We start from the raw sequence: 11,252 nt of genomic DNA, 5'->3' as shown, positions 1-11,252 counted from the left end.
GTGCTTACAACCGTAAGTCATAAAACAAATTCACCTCTGTGCCCTCCGTGTCCTCTGTGGTAAAAACCGTGCAATAATGTGTCAATATGCTAATTGTTTACGTTGTGTCCCACATGGTAATTGGTACGCTGATAATTATTCACTATTGGAATTTTTTGCGTAGTCTTTTTATCCAACTGTCGCTACGTATAACATTATTATTCTCTCCAATCGCTTTTTTCAAATCCCGGATCCGTTCATTTTGTCTCTTCATTGCTGCCTGTATTTCGTTTATCAACGTATTTATTTCCTTCTGCAGCTGAATTTCCTCTTCTTTCAATTGAATAATGTGGGCGTATTTCTCGCAGACCATTGTTTTATCTATGCACAGTTGTTCCAGCGTATCAATATATTCTGCTGTAATGCCGGCTTTACTTCGGCGAAAGAGTTCCAGAATACATTCTTCGTCAACGTTCGGAACATTGTCTATGTATAACATAGGGAATTGTCCCATTTCCACCCAAAGCAGGATCGCTTCTTTTTCGATGTGATACTTAATCACTGCTTTTTCTACACTAATCCATTTTGGCATATTGCTTTTGTTTTAATGTGTTATAAAAAAAGGAGTAAATAACGTATTGTCCGGAGAGGTGCAACGAACACCCACGATTTTTATGATTTCGGTCGGGTGGGGAATTGGTTGGGGTATAAGGATTGTTGAAACCGACCGGATACAATAAAAGCGTGAGTGCTGTTGTACCATTATCTAAACTTAAGGCTTAGCAATACCCTTCACCAGATAATGATAAACAACAGACACCCACGCCAAACGTTTATATATAACAAATCTCTAATCGATATGTTGATATACGACTATCTACGTGGAGTATCTGTTGTATCATCTCTCGGTGTGAAAAAACTGCTAATTTTTAAGTTTGAGAGACAATACGTTATTTACTCCATTAAGGAATAAAAACCGCTTTTGCCTGTTTCATCACGCTGATGGGCAGAAAGCGTGTGACAAAGATATATGTTTTTTTTCGGAATAGGATGGAAAAGAGGAAATAAATGCAGGAAATATGGTATGAGAATAGAGAGTATGGTATAAAGATGGTAAATATGCTATACGGGTGGCAAATATAATGTGATGATAAAAAGGAGGGAGCCAAAAGTGAAACCATCTATTAGATTGATATTATTTAGGTACGGATTACACGGATTTCGCGGCTTTTAGTCTAATGGAACCGTGAAATCCGTGTAATCCGTGCCTAAATGAAAGCCATAAAAGTCTTTTGACCTCGCATTGTCTTTCCGTGCAATTCTTTTTTTTAGCTGCGATTTCTTTTGGGCTTTCCGGAGAAGATAGTCAGTTCAAGAATTGCAAAGATGATTTCCGTTGTGGTATATCCGGTAAATGTATATTCCAAATTTTCATTTTCGGAGAAATATTTGAGATAAACGGTTGGAGTGCCATTGTGGAAGTCGAGAAAAAGGTAAGAAGTATAATCATAGATGCCAAGATCGGCAAACTCGTTCAGAATCGCTGTGTTGAAAATCGTGCATTGGCCTGTCTTTGATTCATTTCCGGACATTTCGAATCTGCGATGTTCTTTTGCGAGATCGTCTTTATTCACATGTCTGAATTGTTCTTGCAGTTCTTTACTGAAAGAAAGGCGTTGTCTGATGAAATTAAAAACTTCTTCCTTTGTCATTTGTTTTAAATCGGTTATTTCCATTTTTTATTAATTAGTCGGGTAAAGGTACTTTCTTTATTTGGTAATAAATCGGATTTAGTCATATTTCTTTTATTTATTTTTCGGCTTATAACCCTAAAAGAATCTGAATTTATGGAATTATTTAGGGTTATAACCCTAAAAACTTTCCGAAAATAGTATATCTTTGTGCTTATAACCCTAAAAACTTTTGAATATGATTAATCGTGAACAGTATATGGAACAAATCGTTCCTTTTATAGATAAGCCGTTTGTAAAAGTGATAACGGGTATTCGTCGCAGTGGAAAGTCGGTAGTGCTGCGTCTGATTCGTGACGAACTGTTGAGGAGAGGAGTTCGTGAAGAACGTATCATCTATCTGAATTTTGAAAGTTTTCAGTGGATAGATCTGAAAGAGGCGAAGGCTTTGTATGCTTATATTCGGGGGCAGGCAGGAGATGCGGGTAAATATTATATTCTCTTGGATGAAATTCAGGAAGTGGACGGTTGGGAAAAAGTGGTCAACTCACTTCTGGTAGATTTGGATACGGATATTTATGTGACCGGCTCCAACTCACGTATGTTATCGTCCGAACTGGCAACTTATTTAACGGGACGGTATGTCGCTTTTCATGTCATGACCTTGTCTTTTAGAGAATATCTGACTTTCCATGACTTGCAGGCCAATGATCCGACACTCAACCGGAAGGAGGAATTTCAGAAATATCTCCGTATGGGAGGATTTCCGGCCATACATACTGCCGATTATGGATATGAGGCTATCTATAAAATTGTCTACGACATCTATTCTTCTGTCATTCTTCGTGACACGGTGCAGCGTCACAATATCCGGAATGTGGAACTGCTCGAACGGGTAGTGAAGTTTGTTTTCGATAATATAGGCAATAAGCTGAACGCTAAAAATATAGCTGATTACTTCAAAAGTCAGCAACGGAAGGTGGATATGAATACCATCTATAATTATCTGAATGCATTGGAAAGTGCTTTTATCATTCAACGTATTCCCCGGTATGATATTAAAGGAAAGGAAATTCTGCAGACGAATGAAAAGTATTTTGTAAGTGACCTTTCTTTGATTTATTCCGTGATGGGCTATCGTGACCGGTTGATTGCAGGTATGTTGGAGAATCTGGTCTGTCTGGAGTTGAAAAGAAGGGGTTATGAAGTGTATGTAGGCAAACAGGATGATAAAGAAGTGGATTTTGTAGCCATCCGTCGGGAAGAAAAGATTTATGTGCAAGTAACGTATCAGTTAGCTTCACAGGCCACTGTTGAGAGGGAGTTTGCTCCTTTGCTCGCCATTAACGACCATTATCCTAAATATGTAGTTAGCATGGACAGCTTGTGGCAGGATAATGTGGAGGGTGTCAGGCATCGTCATATAGCCGATTTCTTGTTGGATGATGCTTGACGTTAAGGAATATAGAAAACGAAAAAGAGGAAATTCTCTGCGAGAATCTCCTCTTTTTTCATCTTTCACGAAAGATCGAATTATTTCTTCTTACGGTCACCGTAACGGCTCATGAACTTGTCAACACGACCTGCAGTATCTACCAATGTAGATTTACCTGTATAGAACGGGTGAGAAGTGTTTGAGATTTCAATCTTCAGCAACGGATAAGTTTCACCTTCGAATTCGATGGTTTCTTTAGTTGCTACAGTTGATCTAGACAAAAACATGTCACCATTTGACATATCTTTAAATACTACCGGACGGTATGATTCTGGATGAAGGCCTTTTTTCATTTCAGTATCTGTTTTTTTAATTTATATTCTGTTACTATTTTGGTAAGAAATAGTGTAATGGTCATTTTCAGAGCGCAAAGATAATGCTTTTCTGTGAAATAGAAAAAGGTTTTCTAAAATTTCTGATTTCTAATTTATGATTTCTGATTTGCTATGCAGATTTTGGTGATTAAATGAATGAAAAATGAGGTATAAATAAGGTATAAATAAGGAGATATAAATCCGAAGGCATCAATCAGAATTCAGAAATCATAAATCCCAAAGTTTGCAAGGTGGACATTACAATCTAATGTCACACTCGTATTCCTGCTAAATTTTGCAGTCTGATTTAAACCTTTTTCTACTATATTTTTCTTTCCGATGTTCGTTATTCGATGGATAATGCTTACTTTTGCGTAGAATTTTTATTCACTAACAATAAACTTTAAACAAAATGGTAAATTACAAAGATTTAGGATTGGTAAACACAAGAGAAATGTTTGCTAAGGCTATCAAAGGTGGATATGCTATCCCAGCATTCAACTTCAACAATATGGAACAAATGCAGGCTATCATCAAGGCTGCTGTTGAAACTAAATCTCCTGTGATTCTTCAGGTTTCTAAAGGTGCTCGTCAGTATGCTAACGCTACTTTGTTGCGTTACATGGCACAGGGTGCTGTAGAATATGCTAAAGAATTAGGCTGCGCACATCCGGAAATCGTTCTTCATCTTGACCACGGAGATACATTCGAAACTTGCAAATCTTGTATCGATTCAGGTTTCTCTTCAGTGATGATCGATGGTTCTCACCTTCCTTACGAAGAAAACGTAGCATTGACTAAGAAAGTTGTTGAATACGCTCACCAGTTCGACGTAACTGTAGAAGGTGAACTTGGCGTATTGGCTGGTGTAGAAGATGAAGTTTCTGCTGACCACCACACATATACTGACCCTGAAGAAGTAATCGACTTCGCTACTCGCACTGGTTGCGACTCTTTGGCTATCTCAATCGGTACTTCTCACGGTGCTTACAAATTTACTCCGGAACAATGCCACATCGACCCGAAGACTGGCCGTATGGTTCCTCCTCCATTGGCTTTCGAAGTATTGGACGCTGTAATGGAAAAACTTCCGGGATTCCCTATCGTTCTTCACGGATCATCTTCAGTTCCGGAAGAAGAAGTGGAAACTATCAACAAATATGGTGGTGCACTGAAAGCTGCTATCGGCATTCCGGAAGAAGAATTGCGTAAAGCTGCTAAGTCTGCTGTTTGCAAAATCAACATCGACTCTGACTCTCGTCTGGCTATGACTGCTGCTGTACGTAAGGTATTCGCTGAAAAACCGGCTGAATTCGACCCACGTAAGTATCTTGGTCCGGCTCGTGACAATATGGAAAAACTGTACAAGCACAAAATTCTGAATGTGCTCGGTTCTGACAACAAATTGGCACAGTAATAATCTCCGGATTATTCCATAAATAAAAGAAAGGCTGCTACCGATAAACCGGTAGCAGCCTTTTAGTTGCTTTATAGTTCTTATCTATTTATCTTTCTTTGGGAGAGGAAGTTGTGGAGAGGAATTTTGAAAGAAGTCTTCTATTTTTTGTTTACTTTGAATATCTTTCAGCCAGTTGGCGGCGGCATTATAATAATTGGATTTTCCTAAAACAAGTTCGCTTCTCTCGTTCATTTCCGCTTCTTCTTTAGTGTCTTTAGGACGTGTTTTTAGGAATGCTTCCAAATAGCGTTCCGCATTTTTCTTATCTTTCAAGTCATAGAAGTATATATAGGCCATGTCATACAATAGTTTGTGGTTTTGTTTGTCATACTGTTGATAGCGTTTTTTGATGGATGCAATCTGTTCTTTGTACATTTGTGCCATCTTGTAACAGTCGGTCATCCCGATATAGAGCCGGGTCATACTGCTGTCTTTGGGAATGGATAGATCAATGGCTTTTTCCAAATAGTCTACGCCCTCTTTTTTCCAGGAAGTTTTGGAACAGGCACGGCCAAGGTAATAAAGGAGATTGATATTGTTGGGATCATATTTCCGGGCGACTTCCAAAAAATCATGAGCCTCATAATACTTCTCTGCTGCATAGTAACTAATGCCTAAATAATAACAAGTATGAAAAGAACTGTCCCCTTGACTGACAAGATATTCATAACGCCGGATGGCAGTGGGGTAGTCTTGTTTCAAGCAGTACGCTAAAGCGTTCTGCCGGTTGACGGAAATGTTGGTACTGTCAATTTGCCGGTATTTTTCTGTAGCTTCGATGGCTTCGTCGAAATAAGAACCGGATATATTTAGAGCGCCTAGTTTGCTGGCTGCCAGATAATCGTCGGGATATTTAGCCTGGATATTGTAATAGCAACCTGCGGCGGGAAGAAGTTCGCCCATCCCTTCAAAGCTTTGTGCCTGTAAATGCAGGGCAATGGCGGAACTATCTTTTTCCGTCATCAGGCTGCTTTCACCAAGCGCCTCCCTAAACTTCTGCTGGGATAGAAGCAAACTGATATATTGAATACGTGCATATTTGTTTTCCGGATTCAGATCGAGTGCATGTTCATAATATTTCAGGGCTTGATTATAGTTAGCTAATGTCCGGCAACATTCGGCTGCTTCGATGAAAGCACGAGTATTTGTGGTATCATTACGGATAATTTCCTGATAGGTGGCAAGTGCCTCTGTGGTGAGCCCTAGTCCGCGCAATGCTTTGCCTTTCTGCAATAGCAGGAGAGGGGTGGATTTCTTTTGGGCAATGAGGGAAAGGGCAGTCTCATAGTCATAATTTGCCATGGCTTCTTGAATAGGGTCTGTATGTTGCGCTATTAAAGGAATAGTATAGCAAAGAAAGAATAGAATGATAATCCGTTTCATAATATTTTATTTTAGTTGTTTGACTTATCTGTTGCAAGTTACTAAAAATATTATAATTACGAATTGTTCGTAGGCTGTTTTAGATAGATTAACGAAATGATAAGAGAAGATAACACAACGGAATGCGATACGATGCATACGCCATAGCAAATGCAATATTTTTTAGGCAGTAAGTTCTTACAATAAAAAATCACCTTTACTACAATGATGCAGTAAAGGTGATTTTATAAATTCAAGGCTTTTAGGATAATCTTATTTTTGTTTTAAGAACTGTTCAAACAAGCGTCCCATCTTGCCTTATATCTTACATCAAGAATCCAAGCAGGATACCGGCAGCAACAGCTGAACCGATCACTCCGGCAACGTTCGGACCCATAGCGTGCATCAGCAAATAGTTGGTCGAATCATATTCCAAACCAATCACTTGCGAGATACGTGCAGAGTCGGGAACAGCAGAAACACCTGCATTACCGATCAACGGATTGATCTTATTACCCTTCTTCAGGAAGATATTGAAGATCTTAACGAAGATGACACCGGAGGCAGTTGCAATAACAAATGACAATGCACCGAGGGCAAAGATCTTGATAGAGTCAAGCGTCAGGAATTCGGATGCTTGTGTAGAAGCACCTACTGTCAGACCCAACAGGATAGTGATTGTATCAATCAACGGACCACTGGCTGTATTAGCCAAACGGCGGGTTACACCACTTTCTTTCAACAGGTTACCGAAGAACAGCATACCCAGCAAAGGCAGACCGGAAGGAACCAGGAAACAAGTCAGCAACAAACCGATGATCGGGAAAATCACCTTCTCCGTGTGAGAAACGGCACGTGGCGGTTTCATGCGGATGACACGTTCGTTCTTGGTGGTGAGCAGACGCATGATAGGCGGCTGTATCACCGGAACCAACGCCATATAGGAGTAGGCGGACACCGCAATGGCTCCCATCAGGTTAGGTGCTAGCTTGGAAGAAAGGAAGATGGCCGTCGGGCCGTCTGCTCCACCAATGATACCGATAGCACCGGCTTGCATCGGATCGAAGCCCATTTCCAACGCGATCATATAAGCACCGAAGATACCGAATTGTGCAGCTGCACCAATCAGCATCAATTTTGGATTAGAGATAAGTGCCGAGAAGTCCGTCATGGCGCCGATGCCCAAAAAGATGAGCGGCGGATACCAGCCGGAGGTCACTCCCTGATACAATATATTCAATACAGAACCTTCTTCATAAATACCGACTTTCAGCCCGGCATCCATATTAAAAGGTATGTTACCGATCAATATACCGAAACCGATAGGAATCAGCAGCATCGGTTCGAACTCTTTGGCTATTGCCAAATAGATGAATACCAAGCCAACGAGAATCATGACTACATGCCCTACCGTAGCATTGGCAAAGCCTGTGTATGTCCAGAAGTCGGCCAGGTTATTTCCTAAAAAGTTTATAAAGTCTCCCATATTATTCAATAATTACGAGGTCATTACCTTCAAGAACAGAGTCTCCCTTGTTGACGTTGATGGCAGTAATCTTACCGTCCTTATCCGCATTGATATTGTTTTCCATCTTCATGGCTTCCAATATGATAATGGTCTGTCCTTTCTTTACAGTATCGCCTACATTCACTTTGATGTCGAGGATCACACCCGGCAGCGGAGATTTTACTCCTGATTTTCCGGTAGATGGAGCAGTCGGTTTCACTACTTGAGTAGGAGCAGCAGGAGCATTAGGCATCGGGCGTACTGTCACGGGTTTCGCAACAGGCTTCGGCTGTTTCTCCATTTCTACTTTATAGTGTGTACCGTTCACTTCTACATGAGCGATGTTGTCTTCAATATCTCCGATGGTTACTTTATATGAGTTACCGTTGATTTTATATTTATATTCTTTCATCGTTTTTACTTTTTAAAAGGTGACTTACTTTCTGGGAGGAGTTTCACGCAAAGTGTAAATCTTCGAACTCCATGGTGAGTAGCTGCGTTTTACGCGGGTGATGGTCAGCACCGTTTCTTCTACGTCGTGCACCTCATCCTGCATTTCGTGTAATGCCATAGAAATAGCAGCGTATACTTCGCCCGGAGCCTGTGACAGTTCCTTAGCTTCATGCTTGTCAATGCCTTTAGATTTCATAGCGTTGCGCTTGCTCAAATTAACAGCTACTTTTCCTACAATCTTAAAAGCAATAAAGAGAAGAATCAATCCGCAGAATACTACGCTCATGGCAGAAATGGACATTCCAACGCCATCAGCATCGTGTTCTTCAAACTTTTCCATCTTGGAATTGCTGTCAAGAGTCTTGTTGTTGGTGCTTGGAGTCACGTATTTGTCACCGCTTCCACTTTTTACTTCCCATTCAGCTGCCCCGTCGCTTACACGAGCGTATGATTGATTGGGACCGAGAGCGCCTGCGGGCACTACAATCTGGTCGAGCAACTTTTTGCCGGAGTCGAACAGACCCACCCAGTTAGCTGTTTCCGGATTCAGCTTGAAGCTGGTATGGAAAGTACCACGGTTAGGTTCGCCATCTGCCCAGAATAGTGCATGTTGGCGTGGTTTCACTAAGGTAAGTATATCACCTTTCGGGATAAAATAAGTAACTGTATCGCCCGGTTGGCTGCTTACTTTCAGCAAGCAAGCTGCCAGGTCGGCGCTACCGAATGATTTATTGAATATTTCAATCCATGCGCTGTGCAATCCGTAATCGTCCTGAAAATTACTCTGATTGTCTATCAGGATTTCGTTTAGCACCAGCTTATTGTTCGACTTTTGCTCTCCACAAGAAGTCAGACCAATCAGCAACAGCAAAGAAAGGAATATTCCGATTTTGGTTTTGTTCATAATCGTTCTTGTTTTAATGTGAAAAGTAGGATTACAACGGAATATTACCATGCTTCTTAGCCGGATTACTCAATTTCTTAGTCTGCAACTGCTGCAAAGCTCGGATCACACGGAAACGTGTGTTGCGTGGTTCAATCACATCGTCAATGTAGCCATATTTAGCTGCATTGTAAGGATTGGCGAACAGTTTCGTGTATTCTGCTTCTTTCTCTGCAAGGAATTGAGCAGGGTTTTCCTGATCTTTGGCTTCGCGTGCGTACAATACTTCTACTGCTCCTGCACCACCCATTACTGCGATTTCGGCAGTAGGCCATGCGTAGTTCATGTCACCGCGAAGTTGCTTACAGCTCATTACGATGTGAGAACCACCGTAAGATTTACGCAATGTGATAGTAACCTTAGGCACAGTAGCTTCACCGTAAGCATACAACAGTTTAGCACCATGAAGGATAACGCCATTGTATTCCTGACCTGTTCCCGGAAGGAATCCCGGTACGTCTACCAACGATACGATAGGAATATTGAATGCATCGCAGAAACGAACGAAACGTGCACCCTTACGAGATGCGTTACTGTCGAGCACACCAGCCAGATACTTAGGCTGATTAGCAACGATACCTACCGATTGTCCGTTGAAGCGGGCGAAACCAATGATGATATTCTTTGCATAATCTTTCTGGATTTCAAGGAATTCACCGTTGTCCACAATAGCGCCGATCACTTCGTACATGTCATACGGTTTAGTAGGGCTGTCGGGGATAATATCGTTCAAAGAATCTTCCAGACGGTCGATTGGGTCTGTGCAATCTACATAAGGAGCTTCTTCGAGGTTGTTTTGAGGAATATAGCTCAACAGTTTGCGAATCAGTTCGAAACCTTCTTCTTCTGTTTGGGCGGTGAAATGAGTCACACCCGATTTAGTGGAGTGAACGCTTGCGCCACCGAGGTTTTCCTGGCTAACGTCTTCACCTGTAACGGTCTTCACCACTTTCGGTCCGGTGAGGAACATATAAGAAGTGCCTTCCATCATCAGTGTGAAGTCGGTCAGAGCCGGAGAATAAACAGCACCACCGGCACAAGGACCGAAGATACCGGAAATCTGCGGAATAACACCTGAAGCAAGGATGTTGCGTTGGAAGATTTCTGCATAACCTGCCAAAGCGTTGATACCTTCCTGGATACGTGCACCACCCGAGTCGTTGATACCGATACAAGGAGCACCCATCTTCATGGCCTGATCCATAATTTTACAAATCTTCAATGACATTGTTTCTGACAGTGAACCGGCAGAAACAGTGAAGTCCTGTGCGAACACATATACCAGACGTCCTTCGATTGTACCGCAGCCGGTTACCACACCGTCTCCCGGATAATGTTTTTTCTCCATTCCGAAGTTCGTGCATCTGTGCTCAACGAACATGTCCATTTCTTCGAAGCTACCCTCGTCAAGCAGCATAGCCAAACGCTCGCGTGCTGTGTATTTCCCTTTTTCATGTTGCTTCGCAATTGCTTTTTCGCCGCCTCCGATACGTGCTACGGCACGGCGTTCAATAAGCTCTTTAATTTTTTCAAGTTGATTACTCATGAGTTCTTGTTGGTTTTAGAGTTTATGATTAATGTTCGCAGAGTTCTGTCAACACGCCCAAAGTTGATTTCGGGTGAAGGAAAGCAATATTCAAACCTTCAGCACCCTTGCGGGGAGCTTTGTCGATAAGGCGGATTTCTTTGCTTTCTGCTTCTGCCAAAGCATTGGCTACGCCATCTTCTACAGCAAAGGCAACGTGGTGAACACCTGCACCTTTGTTTTCAATGAATTTGGCAATAGTACTCTCCGGGCAAGTCGGCTCCAACAGTTCAATTTTGGTTTCGCCTACTTTTAAAAAAGCAGTTCTTACTTTCTGATCTTCCACTGTTTCAATGTTGTAACACTTCAGACCTAATACATTTTCGTAGTAAGGAAGGGCTTCTTCGATGCTTTTTACAGCAATGCCCAGATGTTCAATGTGTGAAATCTTCATAACTATACTTTTTTTATTTGGTTTTAATCATGTGCTTATATGGCATAAAACAGCACAAAGAAAGACATTT

11 protein-coding genes are annotated in these 11,252 nt (G+C 41.5%); 2 read left to right on the top strand and 9 right to left on the bottom strand.

Annotated features, from left to right (window positions below):
* Positions 1-142 precede the first annotated feature (142 nt).
* Together BXY_RS22505 and BXY_RS22500 are read right to left on the bottom strand one after the other, a co-directional pair.
* Positions 143-571 (bottom strand): hypothetical protein, encoded by a 429-nt coding sequence (locus tag BXY_RS22505; protein WP_015533024.1) that lies wholly within the window; start codon positions 569-571, stop codon positions 143-145.
* A gap of 736 nt (positions 572-1,307) precedes the next feature.
* Positions 1,308-1,715 carry a hypothetical protein gene (locus BXY_RS22500; protein ID WP_004304410.1) on the bottom strand — a complete coding sequence of 136 codons (408 nt, stop codon included), beginning with the start codon at positions 1,713-1,715 and terminating at the stop codon, positions 1,308-1,310.
* A gap of 193 nt (positions 1,716-1,908) precedes the next feature.
* Here BXY_RS22500 and BXY_RS22495 point away from each other — a divergent pair, with 193 nt between their 5' ends.
* Positions 1,909-3,123 (top strand): ATP-binding protein, encoded by a 1,215-nt coding sequence (locus BXY_RS22495; protein ID WP_004300908.1) that lies wholly within the window; start codon positions 1,909-1,911, stop codon positions 3,121-3,123.
* A gap of 80 nt (positions 3,124-3,203) precedes the next feature.
* On the opposite strand, the gene BXY_RS22490 is transcribed toward BXY_RS22495, so the two are convergent.
* Positions 3,204-3,458 carry a type B 50S ribosomal protein L31 gene (locus BXY_RS22490; RefSeq protein ID WP_004300906.1) on the bottom strand — a complete coding sequence of 85 codons (255 nt, stop codon included), beginning with the start codon at positions 3,456-3,458 and terminating at the stop codon, positions 3,204-3,206.
* Between the two features lie 433 nt (positions 3,459-3,891).
* Here BXY_RS22490 and BXY_RS22485 point away from each other — a divergent pair, with 433 nt between their 5' ends.
* A complete protein-coding gene (locus tag BXY_RS22485) occupies positions 3,892-4,896 on the top strand; it encodes a class II fructose-bisphosphate aldolase (RefSeq protein WP_004321522.1) in 1,005 nt (334 codons plus the stop codon).
* Between the two features lie 84 nt (positions 4,897-4,980).
* Here the strand turns inward: BXY_RS22485 and BXY_RS22480 are convergent, their stop codons facing one another.
* The 6 genes from BXY_RS22480 to mce form a co-directional block, all read right to left on the bottom strand.
* Positions 4,981-6,321 carry a CDC27 family protein gene (locus BXY_RS22480; protein WP_015533023.1) on the bottom strand — a complete coding sequence of 447 codons (1,341 nt, stop codon included), beginning with the start codon at positions 6,319-6,321 and terminating at the stop codon, positions 4,981-4,983.
* A 304-nt stretch (positions 6,322-6,625) separates the two neighbouring features.
* On the bottom strand, positions 6,626-7,786 hold the full coding sequence (locus tag BXY_RS22475; RefSeq protein ID WP_004300899.1) for a sodium ion-translocating decarboxylase subunit beta: 1,161 nt from the start codon (positions 7,784-7,786) through the stop codon (positions 6,626-6,628).
* A 1-nt stretch (position 7,787) separates the two neighbouring features.
* On the bottom strand, positions 7,788-8,219 hold the full coding sequence (locus BXY_RS22470; protein ID WP_004300895.1) for an acetyl-CoA carboxylase biotin carboxyl carrier protein: 432 nt from the start codon (positions 8,217-8,219) through the stop codon (positions 7,788-7,790).
* 24 nt (positions 8,220-8,243) lie between these two features.
* A complete protein-coding gene (locus BXY_RS22465; protein ID WP_004314216.1) occupies positions 8,244-9,164 on the bottom strand; it encodes an OadG family transporter subunit in 921 nt (306 codons plus the stop codon).
* 31 nt (positions 9,165-9,195) lie between these two features.
* Positions 9,196-10,749 (bottom strand): acyl-CoA carboxylase subunit beta, encoded by a 1,554-nt coding sequence (locus tag BXY_RS22460; protein ID WP_004300890.1) that lies wholly within the window; start codon positions 10,747-10,749, stop codon positions 9,196-9,198.
* A gap of 28 nt (positions 10,750-10,777) precedes the next feature.
* Positions 10,778-11,182, bottom strand: a complete 405-nt coding sequence (gene mce, locus BXY_RS22455) for a methylmalonyl-CoA epimerase (protein WP_002561104.1) — start codon at positions 11,180-11,182, stop codon at positions 10,778-10,780.
* Positions 11,183-11,252 lie beyond the last annotated feature (70 nt).

Source organism: Bacteroides xylanisolvens XB1A, from assembly GCF_000210075.1.
Taxonomy (GTDB): Bacteria; Bacteroidota; Bacteroidia; order Bacteroidales; family Bacteroidaceae; genus Bacteroides; species Bacteroides xylanisolvens.
Note: the sequence above shows the minus strand (reverse complement) of the source record. Positions and strands in the feature narration are given on the sequence as shown.